The sequence below is a fragment of the Pseudomonas sp. MG-9 genome (assembly GCF_018729515.1).
Taxonomy (GTDB): Bacteria; Pseudomonadota; Gammaproteobacteria; order Pseudomonadales; family Pseudomonadaceae; genus Aquipseudomonas; species Aquipseudomonas serboccidentalis.
Window position 1 is genome coordinate 308817 of sequence record NZ_JAHHZH010000003.1, and the last position, 23604, is coordinate 332420.

15 protein-coding genes are annotated in these 23604 nt (G+C 60.5%); 10 read left to right on the top strand and 5 right to left on the bottom strand.

Annotated features, from left to right (window positions below; all coding sequences use genetic code 11):
* Nucleotides 1-81: 81 nt before the first annotated feature.
* The 5 genes from KKQ10_RS09695 to KKQ10_RS09715 all read left to right on the top strand — a co-directional run bounded on the left by KKQ10_RS09695 (nucleotide 82) and on the right by KKQ10_RS09715 (nucleotide 8026).
* Entirely contained in the window at nucleotides 82-3243 is a 3162-nt protein-coding gene (locus tag KKQ10_RS09695; protein ID WP_215500948.1) for a hybrid sensor histidine kinase/response regulator, read from the top strand.
* A 22-nt stretch (nucleotides 3244-3265) separates the two neighbouring features.
* Nucleotides 3266-3913, top strand: a complete 648-nt coding sequence (locus tag KKQ10_RS09700; protein WP_127652064.1) for a response regulator — start codon at nucleotides 3266-3268, stop codon at nucleotides 3911-3913.
* Between the two features lie 110 nt (nucleotides 3914-4023).
* On the top strand, nucleotides 4024-4620 hold the full coding sequence (locus KKQ10_RS09705; RefSeq protein ID WP_099756666.1) for a fimbrial protein: 597 nt from the start codon (nucleotides 4024-4026) through the stop codon (nucleotides 4618-4620).
* Between the two features lie 72 nt (nucleotides 4621-4692).
* Nucleotides 4693-5442: a fimbrial biogenesis chaperone gene (locus tag KKQ10_RS09710; RefSeq protein WP_127652065.1), complete on the top strand. Its 750-nt coding sequence runs from the start codon at nucleotides 4693-4695 to the stop codon at nucleotides 5440-5442.
* An 85-nt stretch (nucleotides 5443-5527) separates the two neighbouring features.
* The gene (locus KKQ10_RS09715) at nucleotides 5528-8026 is read left to right on the top strand and encodes a fimbria/pilus outer membrane usher protein (RefSeq protein ID WP_215500949.1); all 2499 of its coding nucleotides are present in this window, start codon (nucleotides 5528-5530) and stop codon (nucleotides 8024-8026) included.
* Between the two features lie 191 nt (nucleotides 8027-8217).
* On the opposite strand, the gene KKQ10_RS09720 is transcribed toward KKQ10_RS09715, so the two are convergent.
* The 3 genes from KKQ10_RS09720 to KKQ10_RS09730 all read right to left on the bottom strand — a co-directional run bounded on the left by KKQ10_RS09720 (nucleotide 8218) and on the right by KKQ10_RS09730 (nucleotide 14333).
* Nucleotides 8218-11892 (bottom strand): translocation/assembly module TamB domain-containing protein, encoded by a 3675-nt coding sequence (locus tag KKQ10_RS09720; protein WP_215500950.1) that lies wholly within the window; start codon nucleotides 11890-11892, stop codon nucleotides 8218-8220.
* Nucleotides 11889-13616, bottom strand: coding sequence for an autotransporter assembly complex protein TamA (locus KKQ10_RS09725; protein ID WP_215500951.1), 1728 nt, complete (start codon nucleotides 13614-13616; stop codon nucleotides 11889-11891). Before KKQ10_RS09725 ends, KKQ10_RS09720 begins: the two co-directional genes overlap by 4 nt.
* A 66-nt stretch (nucleotides 13617-13682) precedes the next feature.
* Complete coding sequence (locus KKQ10_RS09730; protein WP_215500952.1) at nucleotides 13683-14333, bottom strand: GNAT family N-acetyltransferase; 651 nt, start codon at nucleotides 14331-14333, stop codon at nucleotides 13683-13685.
* A gap of 302 nt (nucleotides 14334-14635) precedes the next feature.
* On the opposite strand from KKQ10_RS09730, the gene xthA reads away from it, so the two are divergent.
* Both xthA and KKQ10_RS09740 read left to right on the top strand, forming a co-directional pair.
* Entirely contained in the window at nucleotides 14636-15448 is an 813-nt protein-coding gene (gene xthA / locus KKQ10_RS09735) for an exodeoxyribonuclease III (protein WP_127652070.1), read from the top strand.
* Between the two features lie 162 nt (nucleotides 15449-15610).
* Complete coding sequence (locus KKQ10_RS09740; protein ID WP_215500953.1) at nucleotides 15611-16945, top strand: phosphate ABC transporter substrate-binding/OmpA family protein; 1335 nt, start codon at nucleotides 15611-15613, stop codon at nucleotides 16943-16945.
* Nucleotides 16946-17071: 126 nt separating this feature from the next.
* Here KKQ10_RS09740 and KKQ10_RS09745 read toward each other — a convergent pair whose 3' ends face one another.
* On the bottom strand, nucleotides 17072-18301 hold the full coding sequence (locus tag KKQ10_RS09745) for an acyl-CoA dehydrogenase (RefSeq protein WP_003223710.1): 1230 nt from the start codon (nucleotides 18299-18301) through the stop codon (nucleotides 17072-17074).
* 171 nt (nucleotides 18302-18472) lie between these two features.
* Here KKQ10_RS09745 and KKQ10_RS09750 point away from each other — a divergent pair, with 171 nt between their 5' ends.
* The 3 genes from KKQ10_RS09750 to KKQ10_RS09760 all read left to right on the top strand — a co-directional run bounded on the left by KKQ10_RS09750 (nucleotide 18473) and on the right by KKQ10_RS09760 (nucleotide 21003).
* Nucleotides 18473-19408: a LysR family transcriptional regulator gene (locus tag KKQ10_RS09750; RefSeq protein ID WP_127652072.1), complete on the top strand. Its 936-nt coding sequence runs from the start codon at nucleotides 18473-18475 to the stop codon at nucleotides 19406-19408.
* 150 nt (nucleotides 19409-19558) lie between these two features.
* Nucleotides 19559-19960, top strand: a complete 402-nt coding sequence (locus tag KKQ10_RS09755; RefSeq protein ID WP_127652073.1) for a MerR family transcriptional regulator — start codon at nucleotides 19559-19561, stop codon at nucleotides 19958-19960.
* Nucleotides 19961-20103: 143 nt separating this feature from the next.
* Complete coding sequence (locus KKQ10_RS09760; protein ID WP_215500954.1) at nucleotides 20104-21003, top strand: hydroxymethylglutaryl-CoA lyase; 900 nt, start codon at nucleotides 20104-20106, stop codon at nucleotides 21001-21003.
* A gap of 628 nt (nucleotides 21004-21631) precedes the next feature.
* On the opposite strand, the gene KKQ10_RS09765 is transcribed toward KKQ10_RS09760, so the two are convergent.
* Nucleotides 21632-23326: an AMP-binding protein gene (locus KKQ10_RS09765; protein WP_215500955.1), complete on the bottom strand. Its 1695-nt coding sequence runs from the start codon at nucleotides 23324-23326 to the stop codon at nucleotides 21632-21634.
* Between the last annotated feature and the right edge of the window lie 278 nt (nucleotides 23327-23604).

A 23604-nucleotide genomic window follows, 5' to 3' on the forward strand; every position in this document is an offset into this window, starting at 1 on the left:
CCAGACGCTGTTGACGACGCCGTTTGCTACCGAGGTCTTTGTGTCCAGACACTTTTCCACTTTGACTGATCAGGCGCTGTAATGCCGCAGCCCAACGCATTTCTGGAAAGACTCGCCAGCAGTTCGCTACGCCTGAACAAGAGCTTGCTGGTGCTCGGTGCGCTGGCCCTGTTGTTGCTGGGCATCAGTTATCTGGGCGTGCAGCGTATGGTGGAAGAACAGCGCGATACCCTGCAGTTCCACTTCGCCCGACTGATGGAAAACATTCACGAGCAGGAAGCCTTTCTCGACGCTATCTCAAGGGCCAGCGCCAAGGGTGTGTACCTTTCCGAGGCTGTGACGCCACCTGTTGTCCAAAAGCTTTTGCCCGAAGAAGGGCCGAACATTTACGAAGGCCGTGGGCTGCCGTTTTCGCTGCCGTTCAGCGTAAAGATCGATCCGGAGCGAATCGCCCCCAGCCAACACCCCAAGGTGTTTGCCCTCGGCAGCTATCTGGCAGCTTATTACAGCGCCTTCTGGGCAGCCTCGCATTACCAGTCGCCGCAGGTGATCCTGCTCAACGGGCCGGACAATTTCGATATCGCCGTGCCCGCCGCCGGCCGTTTGCGTGGTGCAGGGCCGACGCAGATAAGCACCTTCGTCGAGCTAATGACCCGGATGAACATGCAACGGCGCACGCAGACTTCAGCGCAGGTTCACTGGGTGCCCTACGCGTTCGCCGAGGAGGACAACGTTACCCCGACTCTGCTGGCCTACGTGCGGATCAATCTGAGCAAACCGACGCAGGCCATCGAAGGCGCCAACTCCTGGGCGGTGGTCGGCGCGCTGCTGAAACTGTCCCAGGTCAACAACATCGAGCGTTTGATGGCGTGGTCGATTTACGACGACTTCACCCTGCTCACGCCCGACGGTACGGTGTTGATCGGTGCGCTGAAGCCCGATCAAGTGCTCAATGAAGGCACGAATCTGACCGCAGATGGCCTGGTGTTCAAGCTGACCAGCCCCGACGAACGTCCGTGGACGGCGATTTACGTTATCAGTGTGCAGAGCTTTCTCGATTACGCGCTGTGGCCATTGCTGTGCCTTTTGGTTCTCGTGCTCGCCCTGCTCGGCAGTGGCCGGGCACTCAATCGCTGGTACACCCAGCGCGTCATTCTTCCCGCGCAAAGTGCCCACGCGAGCATCGCCGAAAGCGAAGCGTTCAGCCGCGCGGTCATCGACACCGCGCCCACCGGCCTGTGCGTGATCAGTCGCCGCAATCATCAGGTGTTGCTGGAGAACCAGCGCGCCCAGCAATGGCACGACACCCGCGAACTGATCAACCTGCTCGACCGGCAGGCAGCGACCGGCCAAGGCCATGCCGAACTGGAGATTGACGGTCGGCATTTGCATGTCGCCTTCGTCGCCACCCGTTATCAGGGCCAGGACGCCTGGCTGTGTGCACTGCATGATGTGACCCGCCATGTCGAAGACGCGGCGGCGCTTGAGGTCGCGCGCCAGGCCGCTGATTCGGCCAATCGGGCCAAGAGCCGGTTTCTGGCGACGATGAGCCATGAAATCCGCACGCCGCTGTATGGCGTGCTCGGCACTCTGGAACTGCTCGGTCTGACCTCGCTGAACCCGCGTCAACAGGCTTATCTGGACACCATCCAGCGCTCGTCGGCCAGTCTGTTCAAGCTGATCAGCGACGTGCTGGATGTGTCGAAGATCGAGGCCGGGCAAATGAATCTCGAGCTTCAGCCGTTTTGTCCGCTGGAGCTGACCGAAGACGTCGTGCGCAGCTTCGGCGCGTTTGCCCGTGGCAAAGGTTTGCAACTGTATGCCTGCATCGATGCGGCGCTACCGGATCAATTGCTCGGTGATGCGCAGCGCATTCGCCAGATCCTCAATAACTTGCTGAGCAACGCAATCAAGTTCACTGACAATGGCCGAGTGGTCATGCGCGTTCATGTGCTGCAAAACACTGGCGGGCGCGCCGAGGTGCAGTGGCAGGTCAGCGATTCGGGCGTGGGCATTTCCCAGGCGCAGCAACAGCAGTTGTTCGACCCGTTCTATCAAGTCAACGAAGCCGACAGTCATGCCGGTGCCGGGTTGGGTCTGGCCATTTGCAAGTGGCTGTGTGAGTTGATGCAGGGTCAGTTGAACGTGGTCAGCGAGCCGGGACTGGGCAGCCGCTTCAACTTGCAACTGACCCTGGATTGCGCACCTGGCAGCCTCGCCGATTGCCCATCGTTCGTGGCCGGCGGCGCCGCCGTTTATGTACGGGCACCGGTGGCCGAACTGGCGCAGCATCTGAGCGCCTGGCTTGACCGCTTTGGTCTTGATTGCCGCCTGGTGACGAACGAGCTGCCGCCCTCCTCGGCGCTGCTGGTGGACCTTGCGCCGCTGGCCAACGCCAGCGTATTCGATGGCCCGCGAATCATCGCCATGGCGGGCGGCCCCAATCCGGCGCAGGTGAGCGGCAGCGACTGGCTGGTTGATGCCGACGATGTACGTGCAATTGGCTGGGCAATTGCGCTGGCCCGACACGGCGCCAGTCACCCGCGTGCGCCTTCGCAGCAGAAAAACAGCCGAACGCTGAACCTGCGCGTACTGGTGGCCGAGGACAATACGATCAACGCGGCGATCATCAAGGAACAACTGGAGGCGCTGGGCTGTTCGGTAGTGGTCGCCGCCAATGGCGAACAGGCGCTGGTGCAATGGGCACCCGGACGCTTCGATCTGCTGCTGACCGACGTCAACATGCCGATCATGAACGGTTACCAGTTGGCCGCCGCACTGCGCCAGCAGGATGCGACGCTGCCGATCATCGGCGTCACCGCCAATGCCCTGCGCGAAGAAGGCGAACGTTGCGCCGCCGTCGGCATGAACGCATGGATGGTCAAGCCGCTGAACCTGGCAACACTGCGCACGCAGCTGCAAAGCCACTGCCAGACAGCGATCGCGCCGGTGGCAGACGCCGCGCCGCCCCTCTCACCCAAAATGCGCGAGCTGTTTGTCGCGACCCTGCGCCGCGACGTTCAGACCACACTGACCGCGCTGGACGCGGCCAACGCCAGCAGCGTCGCACAGCAACTGCACAGCATGGCCGGGGCACTCGGCGCCGTGCGGGTCGAGGCCCTGGCCAGCACGTTTGTCGAGCTGGAATGTCGCTTGACCGGCATGGCGATCACCCCGGCGCTGGCCCTGCAAGTGCGCCAACAACTGGCGCGTCTGACTGACCTGCTCGACACCCTCGAATAATTTCACTCTGGATAAAGCACCCATGGAAACCTTCAACGTTGTCATCGCCGATGATCATCCCATCGTCCTTCTGGGAGTACGGGAACTGGTCGAGCGTGACCGACGCTTCAACGTGGTGGGCGAGGCAGTGTGTCCCGATGGCTTGATCGAGTTGCTGAAGTCTCAGGCGGTGGATCTGTTGATCACCGATTTCAACATGCCCGGTGACTCGCCCTACGGTGACGGCCTGAAGCTGGTGGAGTTCGTGACCCGGCATTTTCCTGAAGTGAAGGTGCTGGTCCTGACCATGATTTCCAATCCTCTGATCCTGACCCGCCTGCAGGAACTCGGTGTACTGGCGGTGATTCAGAAAAGCCAGCTGCACGTTGAAATAGAGGTGGCGCTCAAAGCCATTGCCAAAGGCAATCGGGTACGTAGCAAAGGACCAGCGCCAACGTCGGTGCTCAACGATGGCGCCGATCTGGATGAACGCTTTTCCCGACTGTCGCCCAAGGAACATGAAATTCTGCGGCTGTTCGTTCAAGGCCAGGGCGTTAACGAAATTGCCAGGGGATTGAACAGAAGTGCCAAAACCATCAGTACGCAGAAAATCTCAGCCATGCGCAAACTTGAAGTAAATAGCGATCAAGAGTTACTGGCTTATTGCATCGAACGCAACTTGTTCAAATAAACGACTCTGTACTTCGACGTAACATCCCCCGCATCTAGGAATCGTCTGATGTTCCACCGGGAACCCAGGTTTTATTGTGTTGCTTTAACCCCAACCAATGGAAAAGCAACATGAAAAAGCTGACTCGCGCACTTCTCGCCCTTTCGATCATTGCCGCTGCCGGCAACGCTCTGGCAGAAGATCCACCGGCCCCAACCCCGACCAAGGCTGGTAGCGGCACCATCAACTTCACCGGCACCATCAACAACGATGCCTGCTCGGTTGAAGGCGCCGGAAGCAACAAAACCATTTCGGTCAACATGGGCGAAGTGTCGATCAAGGACATGGGCACCGCCACTGCACCTAAAGGCAACGGCACCCTGAGCGCCGAAAACTTCGACATGAAGATCAACTGCAACGCCGGCACAAAAGTGGCGATGATTTTCGAACCGACCAAGGGCGCAGGCTCGGGCATCGTTGCCGGGACCAAAGTGCTGAAGCTGATCGACGGCCTGGGCGCTGCGAAGAACATCGGTATCGCCTTGCTCGACTCCAACGGCGCGTTGATCGACCTGAGCTCGCCGTCCACCGCGAAGATCGAAAACACCCTGCAAGACAGCAACACCACGCTGAAATTCTCGGCTGCCTACGTCACCACCGCCGACGTGGCAACTGCCGTTGCCGGTCGCGGCGATGCCACCCTGCCGTTCACGCTGCAATACGAATAACCCGCGCGAATACTCGAGCCCGGTGCGGGGCCACACGGCCCCGCGCTTTCAATCACTTGCGCGGTAACCATCATGTTTTATCGTCACTCATTGTCCTTTTGTGCGGGCCTTTTGGGTCTGCTCGTGGCCAATCAGGCCATGGCCGGCATTTCCTTGAGCAGTACCCGTCTGGTCTTCGACGGCCAACACAAGGAAGCCGGGATCACCGTGCGTAACAGCGGTGCAGATGTACTGATTCAGTCGTGGATCGACACCGACTCCAGTGAAACTGCCGCGGTACCGTTTGCCGTCACTCCGCCACTGGTGCGCGTCAGCGGCGACGAACAGCAGATCTTGCGGGTGATCTACGAAGGCGCGGGCATGCCGACCGACCGCGAGTCGGTGGTCTGGCTCAATGTGCAGGAAATTCCCCAGTCGGCGAAATCGGCCAACACTTTGCAACTGGCCGTGCGCCAGCGCATCAAGGTGTTCTTCCGCCCCTCGGGACTGAAAAACAATGCCTACCTGGCACCGAGCGAACTGACCTGGCGCCTGGCCGAACGCGCCGGCAAACAAGTACTGCTGGTGAACAACCCGGGCCAGTATCACGTGTCGATTGCCGACATAACACTGCAATCGGGCACACTCAGCGAACATCCCTTTGATTCGATGATGATTGCCCCCGGCGAACAAAAAGAGTTCAGCCTCAAACAACTTCATCACACCAATACCGCACGCCTGTTATTCAGCAGCATTAATGACTATGGCGCACAAGACCGTTACAGCGCGCAACTTTCCAACAGTGCCGATATTCGAGCCAGCTTGAATAAAGAAGCGCCATAACTTACGTGTCGCTGTCACAGCCGCACTTTCACTGTATTTCTCTTCGCTCCGTTAGTTCGTATCGGAGGTGATATAGGGTTCCTGCATGTTTTTACTCAAGCGCGACGGATTGGCGCCTTTTTCAATGGCCCTGGTGTTCAGTTGCACCTGCCTGGCCGATGACGAAGAACAATTCAATACATCGTTTCTGCAAGGCGCCCCCTCCTCTGTTGACCTGCAATCACTGCTCGCCACCAGTCGCGTACTGCCCGGTATTTACCGGGTGGATCTCTACGGCAACGAGACCCTGGTCGGCCGTCGCGATATCGACTTCCGTCGCCACCCCGGCACGGGCAAGGTCCAGGCCTGCCTGACCCTGGAGATGGTGCAGCAATTGGGGGTCGACATCGGCAAACTGCAAGCCGCTGGCAAACTCGTCGGCGATGACCCCGACGCCTGCCTCGACCTGCCCGCGTTGATCGACCACGCCACCGTGCGCTACGACGTGCCGCGCCTGCGCCTGATGGTCAGCGTGCCGCAAAACGCCATGGAGCGTGGCCGGCGTGGCTATGTCGACCCGGCCTTGTGGGACGCAGGCGTGCCCGCCGCGTTCATCAACTATCAGTTGAGCAGCAGCCGCAACAGCACTCAGGGTGTAAACACGCTGAGCAATAACGTTGGCTTGCGCAATGGCATCAACCTCGGCGCCTGGCGTTTGCGTAACGAATCGAACTTCAACAGCAGCACCGGCCAGCCCAGCACGTTCAAGAGCAACCGCAGCTATCTGCAACATGACGTGACCGCGCTCAAAGGCCAGTTCAGTGCCGGGGATATTTTCTCCGACGCCGACCTGTTCGACAGCGTGCGCTATCGTGGCCTGAAACTGGCGTCCGACGACGGCATGCGTGCCGACAGCGAGCGCGGTTATGCACCCGTGATTCGCGGCATTGCGCAATCCAGCGCGACCGTGGAGATTCGCCAGAACAACTACATCCTCTACACCGCCAACGTGCCGCCGGGGCCGTTCGAGATCAGCGACATCTACCCCAGCGGTTCCAATGGCGACCTGGAAGTGACGATTATCGAAGCCGATGGTCGACGCCGGGTGACGGTGCAAGCATTTTCCAGCCTGCCGATCATGGTCCGTCAGGGCCAGTTGAAGTACAGCGTCTCGGCCGGCCAGTACAACAGCAACAGCGAGGATCAGAAGACCCCGCAGTTTGTCAGCAGCACACTGGCGTATGGCATCAGCAGCAACTTGTCCGGGATCGTCGGTGTGCAGGCGACGGACAATTTCAAGGCGTTGTCTGTCGGAGCCGGTCGCAATACCGCCATCGGTGCGATCTCCCTGGACTTGACCCACTCGATGAGCAACACCTTCGGCGAAACGGTCACCGGTAACAGCCTGCGCGCGCTGTATGCGAAAACGTTCACCGGCACCGACACCAACTTCACCCTCGCCGCCTACCGTTACTCGACAGAGGGCTATCGCACCCTCACCGAGCACGTCGAGGAGTTGAGCCGCGATGGCCAGCAACGCACCGGCAACTCGAAAACCCGCACCGACCTGACCGTCAACCAGAGCCTGGGGCGCAACCAGGAATATGGCAGCGTCTACGTGAACGCCAGCGACCAGCGTTACTGGGGGCGCGGCGGTTCGCAAAGCCTGTCGGCCGGGTACAGCAACTATTGGGGGGATGTGAGTTACAACATCGGCGCCACCTACTCCAAAGATGTCGGCAATTACGGGCCGGCGAACAACGACACGCTGGTCAACCTGTCTGTGTCGTTCCCGCTGGGTTCCAAGCCCCGTGCACCGCGGGCCTTTGTCTCGGCCAGCACGCAGAAATCCAGCGATACCACGCAGATGGGCATCAACGGCTATCTGTCGGAAGACAGCGACACCTATTACTCGGTACAAGCCGGCAACAGCAGCACCGGCGGCAGCTCTGGGTCGGTCAACCTCAACACCCGCACCTCGGTGATGGATATCAGTGCCGGCTACAGTCAGGGACGCGGCTACAACTCGCAGAACCTTAACCTGGCGGGTTCGATCGTCGGCCATGCCGGCGGCGTCAACCTGGGACAAACTGTGGGCGAGACGTTCGCACTGGCGCAGGTCGAAGGCGTGGAAGGGGTGAAAATCGGCAGCTTCTCCGGGGCCAAAACCGGCAGTAACGGCTTCGCCGTGGTGCCCAACGCGCAGCCTTATCGGGTGAACTGGATCAACCTCGACACCCGTGACCTGGGCGGCGATGTCGAGATCGAGAACGCCACCCGGCAAGTGGTGCCACGACGCGGTGCCGTGGTGTTGGCACGTTACGCCAGCAAGACCGGACGGCGCGTGCAGTTCGCCTTGTTCGACGCGCAGCATCAACCGATCCCGTTTGGCGCATCGCTCGAAGACAGCGCCGGCAAGCAACTGGCGATTTCCGATCCGGGCGGCAAGGCACTGGCGCTGGTGGAAGCCGACGCCGGCACCCTGACCATCAACTGGCAGGGCCAGCGGTGTGAGGCGTCGTATGCACTGCCCGAGCGGGACAAGGCGCTGAACTACGAGCGGGCCTCGCTGGTGTGCCGCCCGCCCACCGTTAATCTGCCGTAAGAAAAAATCCTTGCCCACCACAGATCAGTGTAGGAGCGAGCCTGCTCGCGATCAGGCCATCAGCCGCACCATTGATATCGGCTGAAAAAACGCCATCGCGAGCAGGCGAAGGCCTACAAGGGGAACGCATTCCAAATGTAGGCCTTCGCCTGCTCGCGATTGAAGCGACTCGGTTCAGGAGAAAGCGCGATCTAGAAATCGCGCTTGTAGAAGATATCCAGCGAACTGGCGACACCGCTGGCCGCTTCCAGATAAACCTTCTTGCTCAGCTTGTAACGCAGCGCGATGGTGTTGGCCGGTTCAAACACGCCGACGCCATAGCGCAGACTGAGCTTCTCGGAAATGTTGCCGCTGGCGACCACGCTGGTGGTGTTGCCGCTGCCTTGGGTGTCGAGCTGGAAGTCCTGAATCCCCAGGTCCTTGGCCAGGCTGCTGGTGACCCCGGAACTGCCCATCAGGCCCAGACCCAACGCCGCTTGCGCAAGCATGTTGTTGTCTTCGCCGTTGGTGCTCAGCGGACGCCCCAGCACCAGATACGACAACGCCTGCTCCTGGCTCATGGCCGGCTCGGAGAAGATCTGCGTGGTCGGCTGCTCGGCACTGCCGCTCAGGCGAATACCGGCGATCACGTCGTCAGTCTTGCGAATCGCTTCGATGTCCAGATAAGGCTGATCGAGGGGGCCGGCGAACAACAGACGCGCACGACGCACGGTCAGACGCTGGCCGTAGGCACTGTAGCGGCCGTCGTTGAGCCACAGCTCACCACGGGTGTCCATGTTGTCGCCGATGTGCACATGACCTTGCACGTTGGCGGTCAAACCAAAACCGGCGAAGGCGAGTTTGTCTTCGCCGACCACCACGTCGATGTCCATCTTCATGGCCATCGGTGGTTTGCCCTCTTCGGTCTGCGCGCCGACGATGATCGTGTCGTCGGAAACTTTTACCGTCGAGGGCGGCAGTTCACGCACGGTGATTTCACCTCTGGGCACCTGCACCTTGCCGGCAATCTTCAGCTCATCGCCGGCCATGGAGATCTTCAGGTCCGGCGCCACTTCGAGTTTGGCGTACGGCTCGACAGTGACCGGCAGTTGCGTGCCCTTGAGCGCCACGTCGACCATCAGCGCCTGCCCCCAGGCGACGTTGCCGTTGAGGCTGCCCTGGCCGGTCTTGCCGCTTTTCCAGCCGCCGTCCAGACGTATCGATTCGCCGGCAATCACCGCTTGCAGTTGCAAGTCCTTGAGTTCCATCGGCAACTCGGCGCCGGACACTTCGCCGTCGCTGAGCTTGACCGTGCCGTTGACCAGCGGCGCCAGCAGCCCGCCGGAAATCGTGCCGCTGCCGTTCAGGTGTCCGGTGAGTTTCTCGACCATCGGCACAAACGGCCGCGCCACCGACAAATCCAGCCCGCTGAGGCGGAACGAGCCGCTCAACGGTTTGTTTTTCGGCAGCGGATTGAGTTGCGCCTGCACCATCAGTTCACCGAGTTTGCCGCCCACGAAGTTGAGGTCGGTGTCGATGCGCTTCGGTGTGAGTTTGCTGGTGAGTTTCAGGGTCTGGTACGGGAAGTCCAGCCACTGATCCTTTTCCTTCATGCGCAAGGTGCCGCCGCTGGCGTCGATGCTGACCACGCCGTTCGGGCCGCTGGCCGGCAGGTCCAATTGCAGATCGGCGTTGAGCTTGCCTTGCCAGGCGAAGTCTTTCGGCAGCCATTGCGCCAGGCTTTCGATCGGGAACTGCTTGAGGTGGTAGCGCAGTTTCGGCTCAGGCATCAGCCGCTGGTCTTCGCCGCACAGGCTGGCATTGCCGGACATCCAGCAATGCGCGCCGAAGTTGATTTTGCCGTCGGCGAGGCGTTCGAGCCTGGCCGGATTCTGCAGTTTCCAGTCCTGACCACCAGCCTGAATGTCACCACTGGCCAGACGTCCGCGCCAATTACCCTGGTCCAGCTTACCGTCGAGGCCGAGGGCCAGTTTCAGTTTCGGCCCGAGCAGGTCGAGGTTGAGTTTCTGGCTCTTGATGTCGCCTTGGGCGCTGGCGGTCAACACGCCGAGATTGGTGTCGCCGGCCTGAATCCCGCTGCCCTTCAGATCGATCTTCGCCCGCTGCGCACTGTCGAGGCTGGCATCGAGGTTGAGGCTTTGCAGGCGATTGTCCTGGAACGCCAGTTGCGAACCTTGCAAATCGAGCTTGCCTTGCGGCGCCTTCAGCGTACCGGCGACGTTGACCTGCCCAGTGACCTGTCCGCGCAGTTGCGGCCAGAGTTGAGCCAGCCGCGCCAGCTTGATGTCGATCTGCCCGGTGAGTTTCTGTTGCAGGCTGCCCTTGCCGTTGATGCTGTTGTCGCCTAAGCGGATTTGCAGGGCGTTGAGGTTCCACTGTTCGCCGGAACCATCAGCCTTGGCTTGCAGGATCGCCGGTTGACCACGCAACTTGCCCTTGAGGTCGAGGTCGGCGCTGAGGCTCAGGCGCTCGTTCTTCATCTCGCCCTGGCTTTTCAGCAGCCCGGCCAAGGTGCCCGGCAACTCCGCGACCCAGTACGCCGGGTTCAGCGCCGACAGCTCCAGCGCGGTGTCCCAGGCGATGCCGTCGGCGAACTGCACGTTCACATGACCTTCGGCCTTGCCCTGCCCGGCTTCCATTTTCAGTTGCGGCAAGGCGATCTGTTTCAGGCTGCCGCTGAACGGACTGCTCAGGCTGAACGCCCCCGCCGGACCGTCCAGTGCGGCGGCAAAGTTACCGATGTACTGACCGTCGGTGTAGGAAACTTCGCCGGTGAAGGTGCGCAACGCGACTTGCGGCTCGTCGATTTCGTTATAGAGCCGATGCCACGGGAAATCCTGCCAGTTGATGTTGGCTTGCGCGGTAAGGCCTTTGCTCCAGTCGACACTGCCAGTAAGTTTGAGACTCTGCTTGTCGTTGGCCGTCAGGTCGAGGCCGGCGATCTGCGCGCCGCTGGCGTCCACCTTGCCGTTGAGCAGCAGCGCCACCGGGCCTTTGTCGGCGGGCAGCGTGGCATTGCCGCTTAACTGATAACCGTTTTTCAGATCGCCTTCGCCGGTCAACACCAATTGATTGAGTTGCAACGTGTCCGGCAGATCGGCGCTCGGTTTGAAGGCCTCCGAGGTGATGCGCACCTTGGCCGGCAGGTTTTCCGCCAGCGGTTGTAGCTCGCCGCTCAACTGGCCGTCGAGGTAACCGTGGCTGTCGGCGTGCAGGTTGAGGGTTTTCAGCAGATCGCCGTCAACCTTCAGCGCCAGTGTCCAGGGGCCGGTGCCCGGCGACGGCAGGGTCAGGTCGCCGGCAATGTTCAGCGGCCAGTTGCCGGTCGGTTGCAGCAGGCCGGAGAGGTTCAGGCTCAGATCGTCGCGTTGCAGTTTGACGCTGTCGATCTGCAGGCCCTGGGCAGTCCAGTGCGCCGCCAATTGCAGGCCCTTGAGCTGCTCGCTGCCATTGAACAACAGGCTGCCGACCTGCACGTCACCCAGTTCGATGGCCACCGGCAATTGCAGATCCGGCAGTTTGATCGGGCCGCTGTCGGTGGTTTCTTCACTCGGCGGGAATTGCAGAATGACCTGATCCGCCTTGAGCTGTTCGATGCACAGGGTCATGCGGGTCAGGCACAGCGGCGACCAGGCGAAGATCGGCTTGTTCAGCTCGACCCGGCTGCTGTCCTGCTGCCACAGCAGATGATCGGCGCTCCACTGCCCGCCGAGGCGACCCTGGAAATTCTCCACGCTCAGGCCGGGCACCAGGCCCAGCGCCCAACGACTGCCCGCCTGCGTTCCGAGTACCGCGCTGATGCTCAATACAATCAACAACAGCAACGCCAGCAGCGTCAGTGCCGCTATTTTCAAACCACGCTTCACAGCTCAGGCCCCATGGAAAAGTGCAGCCGGATGCCGCCATCGTCGTCCAGCGCGTGGGCCAGGTCGAGGCGGATCGGCCCCACCGGCGAGACCCAGCGCACACCGATACCGACCCCGGTCTTGAGGTTCGGCAGTTCGAGTTTGTTGAAAGAGTTGCCCTGGTCGACGAAGGTCGCGATACGCCACTTCTCGGCAATCGAATATTGATACTCGACGCTGCCGGCCACCATGTAGCGCCCGCCGATGCGGTCGCCCTTGGAGTTCTCCGGGGACAAGCTCTGGTAGTCGTAACCACGCACGCTCTGATCACCACCGGCAAAGAAGCGCAGCGATGGCGGTACCGAGTTGTAGCCGTTGGTGGCGCTGCCGCCGACCTGCACCCGCCCGAGGAAGCGGTGGTTGTCGAATACGGTGGTCAGGCCTTTGATCAACGCCGTGCCATAGAGCAGGTTGTTGTCCGAGCCGAGGCCTTCCTTCGCCACTTTGCTTTCAAAGGTCAGGCGATAGCCGTGGTGCGGGTCGATGCGATTGTCGCTTTTGAGGTACGAATAGCTGATGCCGGGCATCAACAAGGTACTGAGGCCCGAGTCGTCGCCGAGCTGGTATTCCTCGCGCTGCCATTTCAACGAGATGACCCGCTGCCAGCCGCTGGGCAGCTTGCTGTGCCATTCCGGGCCGAACGTCAGCAGCTTGCTCAGGGTGTCGGAGCCGTCGATGTCTTCATATTGATAGCCGCCGGCCCAACGCAGTTTGTCGGTCAGAGGCGGGTCGAGCGGGATGTCATAGAACAGCCCGACGTTCTGCCGCGGCGCCGACAATTCGGCCTCCCAGCCATAGCTGTCGCCCTGCGGATTGACCCAGTGGCGGGTCCAGTTGGCCTTGATCCGTGGGCCGACGTCGGTGGAATAACCGAGGCCCAGGCCCATGGTGCGCGGCTTGCGCGTGTCGAGTTTGACGTCCACCGGAATCACGTCGTTCTTGGCTGCCGTCGGTGCGGCATCGACGCGCACGCCTTCAAAATAGCCACTCGATTGCAGGTCGCGGTTGAGTTCGGCGATCAGCTCGGAGTCGTACGGATCGCCCGCCTTGAACGGCACCATGCGCTGCAACAGGTCTTCGTCGAACGGTGTGTCGCCCTCGAAACTGACGCTGCCCAGCGCATAACGCGGGCCGCTTTCGTAGATCAGTTCGACATCGGCCACCCCGGCGCGAGGATCGACCATGAGTTTCTGGCTGGTGAAGTGGCCGCTGAAAAAACCGAAGCGCGAGGCCTGGTTCTGGATCAGGCGTTTGGCGTCTTCATAACGCCCATGATTGAGCACGGCGCCGGACTTGAGCATGTCGCTGCTCGGCACACGAAAGGATTTGAGGGCGGCGGCAGGCCCGCCGACGCGGATGGTGACATTGCGCAGACGAATCGGTTCGCCGGGATCGATGTTCAGCACCAGGCGCGGCTTTTCGCCGCCCTTCACATCACTGTCGATCTGCGGCTGGTAATAACCCAAGGCCTGCGCGGCTTTGCGCGCCTGCTCCTCGGCCCCGCGACTGAAGCGCAGCAAGGCTTCTTCATCACGATCGCCGAGGCTGCCGATATAGCCTTCTATATTGGCCTTCAGTTCATCGTTGGACGGTTTGATCCGCACGTCCAATTCACTTTGCGCCAGCGCCGCACAGCTGGTTAACAGCATGAGCACGCCACTGGTAAATCTTCCTGGAAACTTCATAGGCGCGGATGCTATCACGGGCTTGGGAGCGTGATAGAACAGGAAATGTCCGAAAAAGTTCGACGACTAAGCCGTTGCAGTTTGTAACACCTGCGGATTGGCGTGGAAAAACACGTGCTCGCGCACCGGGCCGACGGCCACTTCACCGATCTCTTCGTAGCCTTGGCGTTTATAGAATTCCAGGTAGCGCGGATTACCGGTGTCGAGCACCACGCCTTGCGAACTTTCGTCCACCGCGCACCAGTTGTGCACCGCCGTCAGCAACTGCTCGCCGAAGTGTTTGCCCTGAAACTGCGGATGAACGCCCAACAGCGGCAACATGTGCACCGAATCGCTGGGCACGCACGCGGCCACCGCATCGTGATATTCCAGATAGCGCCGGGTGCAGCGAAAACCGGTGCTGAGCACCATGCGCAGGCGCCACGCCCAACTCTCGGTGATGCCCAACCGGCGCTGCGGCGGCGCGATCAGGGCGATGCCGATCAACCGATCGTTGACCAACAGGCCGATGGCCGGCAGATCCTGCAGAAAATGCTGTTTGACCAGTTCGCGCACGGTGGCCCGCACACGCTGCTCATAGCCCGGCCGCTCGGCCTCGAACAGGTAACCGAAGGTCGGCTCGTGCCGGTAGGCCTGATACAGCAGTGATCGGGCTTCACGCGAGTAACCGCGGTCGAGCATGTGGATGTCGGCAATGGCAGTCTGGGTTTCAGGCATGACGATGATGCTCCCCGGGGCGCGTGCAAAGGGCGGCGCTCTTGTTGGTACGAACCTTTTGATGGTGGCGCAGTTCCCCACAGGTATAGACCAACCCGGGATCTTCATCGATTTTGCCGGCCTCTTCGCGAGCAAGCTCGCTCCCACATTTGGAATGCGCTCACCCTGTGGGAGCGAGCTTGCTCGCGAAGGCGCCAGGCCTGACAACATAAATCTCACAGAGTCAGGTGAATCTGCCTACCCCACACTGGCCCATCTCCCCCATGTCAGCTAGCATCGCCCTTTTGCCAGGACTGCCGACCATGAAGATCGTTTCCTTCAACATCAACGGACTGCGCGCCCGTCCGCATCAGTTGGCAGCGCTGATCGAAAAGCATCAGCCGGACGTGATCGGCCTGCAGGAAACCAAGGTCCACGACGACCAGTTCCCGCTGGAAGAAGTGCGGGCGCTGGGCTATCACGTTTATTTCCACGGCCAGAAAGGCCATTACGGCGTCGCCCTGCTCTCGCGCAACGAGCCGATCGCCGTTCACAAAGGCTTCGCCACCGATGAAGAAGACGCCCAGCGCCGCTTCATCTGGGGCACCTTCGCCGACGCCAATGGCGTGCCGGTGACCATCATGAACGGCTACTTCCCACAGGGAGAAAGCCGCGACCATCCGACCAAGTTCCCGGCCAAGCAACGCTTTTACAGCGACCTGCAAACCCTGCTGGAAAGCCAGTTCCACAACGAACAGCCGCTGGTAGTGATGGGCGATGTGAACATTTCCCCGGAAGACCGCGACATCGGCATCGGCCCCGACAACATGAAGCGCTGGCTGAAAACCGGTAAATGCAGCTTCCTGCCAGAGGAGCGCGAGTGGATGGCCCGCCTGAAGAACTGGGGCCTGACCGACAGCTTCCGCCACCTGAACCCGGACGTGAGCGACATGTTCAGCTGGTTCGACTACCGCAGCCGTGGCTTTGAAGATGAGCCGAAACGTGGGCTGCGGATCGACGTGATCCTCGCCTCCCATGGCCTGTTGCCGCGAGTGAAGGATGCGGGCGTGGACTATGAACTGCGCGGGATGGAAAAGCCGTCGGATCACGCGCCGATCTGGCTGGAACTGGCCTGATATCCACCAAGATCAAAAGATCGCAGCCTTCGGCAGCTCCTACAGGGGATCGCATTCCAATGTAGGAGCTGCCGAAGGCTGCGATCTTTTGATCTGTCATGTTTTGGTCATGCGTCTGACTTAATCTCCCCGGCAATCCCCTTGGCTTGATTCGGTGCCGGCATGACCCTGCGTGTTCTGTTCGTCTTTGTGTTGAGTGCATGGCTGACGGTCAGCGCCGCAATCCTGCCAATCCCCGAAAACGGCCCGGCACTGCGTATTCAGGGTTCCAATACCATTGGCGCCGATCTCGGCCCCGCGCTGGTCGAAGGTTTTTTGCAGGAACAGGGCCTGCTGAAGATCCACCGCGAAAACCCCGACACCGCCAACGAACAACACATTGTTGGCCAGACCGCACAAGGCAAACGGGTCGTGATTGAAGTCGCCGCCCACGGCTCCAGCACTGGTTTCACCGCACTGAAAAGCGCCGCTGCCGACCTCGCCGCCGCCTCCCGTCCGATCAAGGACAGCGAACTGCTCAGCCTGCAAGCGCTGGGCGACATGAAGAGCCCTGAGGCCGAGCAAGTCATCGCCATCGACGGCCTGGCGATCATCCTGCATCCCGACAATCCGCTGCAGCAACTGGACACCGGGCAACTGGCGCGGATCTTCGCCGGTGAGGTGAAAACCTGGGAAGACCTCGGCGGGCGCGGCGGTGCGATCCATCTATATGCGCGGGATGATCAGTCCGGCACCTACGACACGTTCAAGGAACTGGTGCTGAGTCGTCGCGGGAAAAGTCTGAGTGCCACGGCGAAACGCTTCGAGTCCAGCGAGCAATTGTCCGACGCGGTGAGCAGCGATGCGCAAGGCATCGGTTTCATCGGCCTGCCTTATGTGCGTCAGGCCAAAGCCGTGGCAATCGCCGACGGTGCATCGCAATCGATGTTGCCGCTCAACAGCCTGATCGCGACGGAAGACTATCCACTGTCCCGACGGCTGTTCTTTTATCTGCCACCCACCAGCCAGAATCCGTGGGCATCAGCGCTGGTGGCGTTTGCGCAAAGCCCACAGGGGCAGAAGATTGTCGCGGCCAACGGTTTCATCAGCCAGACCATCCATGCGATGACCGTCACGCCGAATGCGCTGATGCCCGAGGGGTATCAATCCCTCAGCCGGCATGCCCAACGTCTGACAGTGAATTTCCGCTTTGAAGAAGGCAGCGCCAGCCTCGACAACAAGGCGCGGCAGGATCTGGCGCGGGTGCTCGACTATATAAAGCGCCACGACAAGACCGAGCGTGCGGTGACGCTGGTGGGCTTTGGTGACGAGAAAGACGACCCGGCCCGGGCCGACCTGCTGTCGAAACTGCGGGCCATGGCGGTGCGCCGCGAGTTGGTGAAGAACGGCGTGGTGTTGCGCGAGGTGCGCGGGTTTGGCGCGTTGATGCCGGTGGCGGCGAACAGTGCGGATGAGGGGCGGATCAAGAATCGGCGGGTTGAGGTTTGGGTGTATTGAGCCTGATGTTGATGGACTGAATGGGCAGGCCCTTTCGCGAGCAAGCTCGCTCCCACAGGGATCGCATTCTTCCATTTGGAATGCGGTTTAATGTGGGAGCTTGCTCGCGAAGCAGGCGACGCGGTCTTAATGACCGCTGCGCAGCATCTCTTTCGGCACATACTTGCCGATCTCGAACTTGCCGATCGCCGCGCGGTGCACTTCGTCCGGGCCGTCGGCCAGGCGCAGGGTGCGTTGCATGGCGTACATGTAGGCCAGCGGGAAATCGTTCGACACCCCGGCCCCGCCATGGATCTGGATCGCCCGGTCAATCACCCGCAGCGCGACGTTCGGCGCGACGACCTTGATCTGTGCGATCTCGCTCTTCGCCACTTTGTTGCCCACGGTGTCCATCATGTACGCCGCCTTCAGAGTCAGCAGGCGCGCCATGTCGATTTCCATCCGCGAGTCGGCGATCTTGTCGACGTTACCGCCCAGACGCGCCAGCGGTTTGCCGAATGCGGTGCGGCTCACCGAGCGTTTGCACATCAATTCCAGTGCACGCTCGGCCATGCCGATCGAACGCATGCAGTGGTGAATCCGCCCCGGGCCAAGGCGACCTTGGGCGATTTCGAAGCCGCGGCCTTCACCGAGCAGGACGTTTTCGTACGGCACCCGCACGTTATCGAACAGCACTTCGGCGTGGCCGTGCGGTGCGTCGTCGTAACCGAACACCGGCAGCGGACGGACGATTTTCACCCCGGGGGTGTCGACCGGCACCAGGATCATCGAGTGCTGGGCGTGGCGCGGTGCGTCGGGGTTGCTTAGACCCATGAAGATCAGGATCTTGCAGCGCGGATCGCAAGCGCCGGAGGTCCACCATTTTTTGCCGTTGATCACCCACTCGTCGCCGTCACGCACGGCGCGGGCGGCCATGTTGGTCGCGTCGGACGAAGCCACGTCCGGTTCGGTCATGGCGAACGCCGAGCGGATTTCGCCGCGCAACAGTGGTTCGAGCCAGCGCTGTTTCTGTTCTTCGTTGGCGTAGCGCACCAGCACTTCCATGTTGCCGGTGTCCGGCGCCGAGCAGTTGAACGGCTCCGGCCCGAGCAACGAGCGACCCATGATTTCCGCCAGCGGTGCGTATTCGAGGTTGGTCAGCCCGGCGCCGAGCTCCGATTCCGGCAGGAACAGATTCCACAGGCCTTCGGCTTTGGCCTTGGCTTTGAGTTCTTCCATGATCGCGGTCGGCTGCCAGCGATCACCCTCGGCAACCTGGCGTTCGAACACGGCTTCGGCCGGGTAAACGTAAGTGTCCATGAACGCGGTCACGCGCTCACGCAGTTCTTGCACCTTGGGCGAATAAGCGAAATCCATGAGCAATTACCTTCTTTAGGCAGAGGTTGTTCAGATCATGCAATCGATGCTAGAACAGCGCTGATAATTTACCTAGCCTATTCTCGGCGTGTATAAACATTCATCACCGATATATGATCCGCTGATCGTCAGGCCTTAAAACATCAGCCCTAAAACAAGAGAAGCCGCGTTATGAACCTGAGCAAGGTCGACCTCAACCTTTTCATTGTCTTCGACGCGATCTACACCGAAGCCAACCTGACCCGCGCCGGGCAGATTGTCGGCATCACCCAGCCGGCGGTGTCCAACGCGTTGGCGCGGTTGCGTGAGACCTTCAACGATCCGCTGTTCGTGCGCACCGCCCAGGGCATGGTGCCGACGCCGATGGCGCAGAACATCATCGGCCCGGTGCGCAATGCGTTGTCGCTGCTGCGGGTGTCGGTGCAGGAAAGCCGGATTTTCAACCCGGCCCAGGCGGTCAAGACCTACCGCATCAGCATGACCGACCTCACTGAAGCGGTGATTCTGCCGCCGCTGTTCCAGCGTTTGCGACGTCTGGCGCCGACGGTGATCATCGAGAGCTTCCTGTCCAAACGCCGCGAAACCACCAAGGAACTCGCCGCCGGACGCCTGGATTTCGCCGTTGATGCGCCGCTCAACACCGACCCGCAGGTGCGCCACGTCAAGCTGATGGAAGACCGTTACGTCTGCGCGATGCGCAAGGGCCATCCGCTGGCGGGCAAGGAAAAACTCAGCCTCGACGATTACCTGTCGCTGACCCACATTCATATCTCCAGCCGCCGCAGCGGCCTGGGTTATGTCGATCTGGCCCTCGGCAAAATGGGCATTCAGCGCAAGATCGCCCTGCGCTCACAGCATTACCTGATGGCGTCTCAGGTCATGCAGCAGACCGACATGGTGATGACGGTGCCCGAGCGCTTTGCCCGGCGTAACGACTTGCATGCGTTCAACCTGCCGGTCAACGACGTGCCGCCGCTGGAGACTCATCTGTACTGGCACGAAAGCACCGATCAGGACCCGGCCAACCGCTGGATGCGCGAGCAGATCATCGAGTTGTGCCAGCAGGTGGCGGCGCAGGAGAAGAAACTCGATAAGCAGGTGGTTTGAGGAAAGATCAAAAGATCGCAGCCTTCGGCAGCTCCTACAATTGGAATGCATTTTCCTGTAGGAGCTGCCGAAGGCTGCGATCTTTTTCTTGCTTGACGTAAACGTCAACTCGCCATTAGCTTAGCGCCAAGACCTTTTTCGAGCGCTTTCATGAGCAGCCAGACCTACAGCATTTCCGACCTCGCCCGCGAGCTGGACATCACCACCCGGGCGATCCGTTTTTATGAAGAACAAGGCCTGCTCAGCCCTGAGCGCCGTGGCCAGGAACGCATCTACTCACCGCGCGACAAGGTCAGCCTGAAGCTGATCCTGCGCGGCAAGCGCATCGGTTTCTCGCTGGCCGAATGCCGCGAGTTGATCGAACTCTACGACCCGTCCAGCGGTAACACCAAACAGCTCAACAGCATGCTGGCGAAAATCAGCGAGCGCCGCGAACAGCTGGAGCAACAGTTGCTCGACATCGAACAGATGAAACTGGAACTCGATACCGCTGAAGAACGCTGCGTGCAGGCACTGGAGCAGACGCTCAAGAGCCAGCAGCCGGTTCAGTAACCAACACAAATCCCCTTGTAGGAGTGAGCCTGCTCGCGATAGCGGTGGGTCAGTCAACATCACTGTTGAATGTGAAATGGCTATCGCGAGCAGGCTCGCTCCTCAAGGGTTCTCAACGATTTCAAAAGAGCAGGTCAACCGCCATGTCCCTCCCCTCCCATGTTCGCCTGATCGAAGTCGGCCCGCGCGATGGCCTGCAGAACGAAGCCCAGCCGATCAGCGTGGCTGACAAGGTGCAACTGGTCGACGCGCTGAGCGCCGCTGGTTTGAGTTACATCGAAGTCGGCAGTTTCGTCTCACCTAAATGGGTGCCGCAGATGGCCGGTTCGGCCGAGGTGTTCGCGCAGATCCAGCGCAAGCCCGGCGTGACCTACGGCGCCCTGGCGCCGAACCTGCGCGGGTTTGAAGATGCGCTGGCCGCCGGCGTGAAAGAAGTCGCCGTGTTCGCCGCCGCGTCCGAGGCGTTCTCGCAGCGCAACATCAATTGCTCGATCAGCGAAAGCCTGGCGCGCTTCGCACCGATCATGGAAGCCGCGAAACAGCACGGCGTTACCGTGCGCGGTTACGTGTCCTGCGTGCTCGGCTGCCCGTACGAAGGCACGGTCGCCCCGGAGCAAGTGGCGATGGTCGCCCGTGAGCTGTATGCGATGGGCTGCTATGAAGTGTCCCTCGGTGACACCATCGGCACCGGCACCGCTGGCGCGACCCGGCGGCTGTTCGAAGTGGTGTCGGCGCAGGTGCCTCGGGAAAAACTCGCCGGGCACTTCCACGACACCTACGGCCAGGCCATGGCCAACATCTATGCCAGCTTGCTGGAAGGCATCGCGGTGTTCGACAGCTCTATCGCCGGCCTCGGCGGCTGCCCGTACGCCAAGGGCGCGAGCGGTAACGTTGCGACCGAGGACGTGGTGTACCTGCTCAACGGCCTGGGCATCGAGACCGGTATCGACCTGGACGCCTTGATTGCCGCGGGTCAGCAGATCAGCGCGGTGCTCGGTCGCCCGAGCGGTTCGCGTGTGGCCAAGGCCCGTAACGCACAGTGAGGTCGAAGGTGTTACCGCTGTGTCCGAAACGTGGGCATAGACGAGTAACACGGAAACAAATTGTCTGGTTTGCCCTGAAGGAAAAATCCTTCAAAAAACTCAAGCCATTGATTTACAAGGCTTTTAAAAAGTTGGCACGGCTTCTGCTATCTCTATGGCATAACAAGAATAAAAAGCTGCAAACCAATAAAAATAAGACGTACCGACTCTGACATAACAAAAACAACACGGCAGAGACGCAGCTAACAGATTTTTTTGGAGAAGGTGTGCTTTTCAGGGTGCTCTCAGGAGTGACCCGCAACCGGGCAGAGAACAATAAAACTACCTTCAGGTAGCTCCCGAATCGGTTGGATCGCTTGGCGAGAAAGCAGATCAGCGCTCAAAAAAATACGTTTGCTCTTGACCCCGGATGGGGGTCGCCAAAAACAGCGGTAAAGGGCCACGGTTGCCAAAAACAACAACAGACCGCCCCTCAATAATAAGAAAGAGCACGCGACGACAAAATTAAAGGGGAGCTTCGGCTCCCCTTTGTGCTTTCTGTGATTTGTGTTTTTAAAAGATCGCAGCCTTCGGCAGCTCCTACACCGATCCCCTGTAGGAGCTGCCGAAGGCTGCGATCTTTTGATCTTCAATGTAGCGCCTTAAGCTCTTCGATACTGATCTCGCGCATCCGGAACTTCTGAATCTTGCCCGTCACCGTCATCGGAAACTCTTCGACGAACTTGAAGTAACGCGGCGTCTTGAAGTGCGCGATGCGCTCCTTGCACCAGGTTTGCAGTTCCAGCTCGGAGGCATTGTGGCCGGGGTGGAATTTGATCCAGGCGACAATCTCCTCGCCGTAACGCGAGCACGGAATGCCGATCACCTGCACGTCCGCCACGGCCGGGTGAGTGAAGAAGAACTCTTCCAGCTCACGCGGGTAAACATTCTCGCCGCCGCGAATGATCATGTCCTTGTTGCGCCCGGCGATGTTCACGTAACCCTCATCGTTCATGCTCGCCAGGTCGCCGGTGTGCATCCAGCCCGCCTCATCGATGGCTTCGGCGGTGGCCTGCGGGTTGTTCCAGTAACCGAGCATCACGCTGTAACCGCGGGTGCACAACTCGCCGATGGTGCCACGCGGCACCAGATCGCCGGCCTCGTCGATGATCTTGCTTTCCAGTTGCGGCTGAGTGCGGCCGACGGTGGTCACGCGCAGTTCCAGTTCGTCGTTTGGCCCGGTCTGTAGCGACACCGGGCTGGTTTCGGTCATGCCGTAGGCGATCTGTACTTCACTCATGTGCATCTCGCTGATGACCCGGCGCATCACCTCGATCGGGCACGTGGCGCCGGCCATGATCCCGGTACGCAGGCTCGACAGATCGAAGTCCGCACGTAGCGGTTGATCGAGCATGGCGATGAACATGGTCGGTACGCCATAGAGGCCGGTGGCCTGTTCTTCGGCGACGGTTTGCAGGGTCAGCAGCGGGTCGAAGGCGTCGCTGGGGTAGATCATGGTGCTGGCGTGGGTGATGCAGCCGAGGTTGCCCATGACCATGCCGAAGCAGTGGTACAGCGGCACCGGGATCACCAGCCGGTCGCTCGGGGTCAGGCCGATGCTTTCACCGACCATATAACCGTTGTTGAGAATGTTGTAGTGACTGAGGGTCGCGCCCTTGGGGAAACCGGTGGTGCCGGAGGTGTATTGAATGTTCACCGGTTGATCGAAATGCAGGCTGTCGCTGCGTTCGTGCAACTGTTGGGGTGAGACACCCGCAGCCAGATCGGCCAGTTGCGACCACGGCAGGAAGCCGGACGGTGGCTGTGCATCGAGGCTGATTACCCCGCGCAACTCCGGCAGACGCTCACAGCGCAACTGGCCGATGGATTGCTCGGCCAGTTCCGGTACCAGCCCCTGCAGCATGGCGTGGTAGTTGGAGGACTTGAATGCCCCGGCGCACACCAGCCACTGACAGCCGGACTGTTTGAGCACGTATTCCAGTTCAGAGCTGCGGTAGGCCGGGTTGATGTTGACCAGAATCACGCCGATTTTCGCCGTGGCGATTTGCGTGATGCACCACTGCGCACAGTTCGGCGCCCAGATACCGAGCCGATCCCCCGCCTGCAAACCCAGCGCCAACAGGGCTCTGGCATGCAGATCCACCGCGTCGGCCAGTTGCCGCCAGGAATAGCGCAACTGCTGATGACGCACCACCAGCGCCTCACCGTCCGGGTACTGCGCAACTGTCTGGTCGAACTTCTGCCCGATGGTCATCGCCAGTAAGGCTTTGTCCTGGGCGCCACGGGTGTAGCTGCGTGGCGGGTTTGCACTGGGTTGATCCATGACGACCCCTATTGTCTTTATTGTAGGAGCGAGGCTTTTGTGGCGAGGGAGCTTGCTCCCGCTCGGCTGCGCAGCAGTCGTGAAATCAGCGATCCGGTGCAGACTGACACACCGCGAACACCCATTTTGCGACCGCTTCGCGCTCGAGCTGGAGCAAGCTCCCTCGCCACAGAGAGCGCCGCTGGTCTTTCAGAACTGCCCTTACTCTCGCTCAAGTTGACGTTAACGTAAAGGGTGATTGACAGCCTTCCGTCTCAGGCTTACGTTAACGTAAAGGT

Coding starts and splice junctions, on each gene's coding strand:
- KKQ10_RS09695 (WP_215500948.1), top strand. CDS start 82: ATGCCGCAGCCCAACGCATTTCTGGAAAGACTCGCCAGCAGTTCGCTA.
- KKQ10_RS09700 (WP_127652064.1), top strand. CDS start 3,266: ATGGAAACCTTCAACGTTGTCATCGCCGATGATCATCCCATCGTCCTT.
- KKQ10_RS09705 (WP_099756666.1), top strand. CDS start 4,024: ATGAAAAAGCTGACTCGCGCACTTCTCGCCCTTTCGATCATTGCCGCT.
- KKQ10_RS09710 (WP_127652065.1), top strand. CDS start 4,693: ATGTTTTATCGTCACTCATTGTCCTTTTGTGCGGGCCTTTTGGGTCTG.
- KKQ10_RS09715 (WP_215500949.1), top strand. CDS start 5,528: ATGTTTTTACTCAAGCGCGACGGATTGGCGCCTTTTTCAATGGCCCTG.
- KKQ10_RS09725 (WP_215500951.1), bottom strand. CDS start 13,616: ATGAAGTTTCCAGGAAGATTTACCAGTGGCGTGCTCATGCTGTTAACC.
- KKQ10_RS09730 (WP_215500952.1), bottom strand. CDS start 14,333: ATGCCTGAAACCCAGACTGCCATTGCCGACATCCACATGCTCGACCGC.
- xthA (WP_127652070.1), top strand. CDS start 14,636: ATGAAGATCGTTTCCTTCAACATCAACGGACTGCGCGCCCGTCCGCAT.
- KKQ10_RS09740 (WP_215500953.1), top strand. CDS start 15,611: ATGACCCTGCGTGTTCTGTTCGTCTTTGTGTTGAGTGCATGGCTGACG.
- KKQ10_RS09745 (WP_003223710.1), bottom strand. CDS start 18,301: ATGGATTTCGCTTATTCGCCCAAGGTGCAAGAACTGCGTGAGCGCGTG.
- KKQ10_RS09750 (WP_127652072.1), top strand. CDS start 18,473: ATGAACCTGAGCAAGGTCGACCTCAACCTTTTCATTGTCTTCGACGCG.
- KKQ10_RS09755 (WP_127652073.1), top strand. CDS start 19,559: ATGAGCAGCCAGACCTACAGCATTTCCGACCTCGCCCGCGAGCTGGAC.
- KKQ10_RS09760 (WP_215500954.1), top strand. CDS start 20,104: ATGTCCCTCCCCTCCCATGTTCGCCTGATCGAAGTCGGCCCGCGCGAT.
- KKQ10_RS09765 (WP_215500955.1), bottom strand. CDS start 23,326: ATGGATCAACCCAGTGCAAACCCGCCACGCAGCTACACCCGTGGCGCC.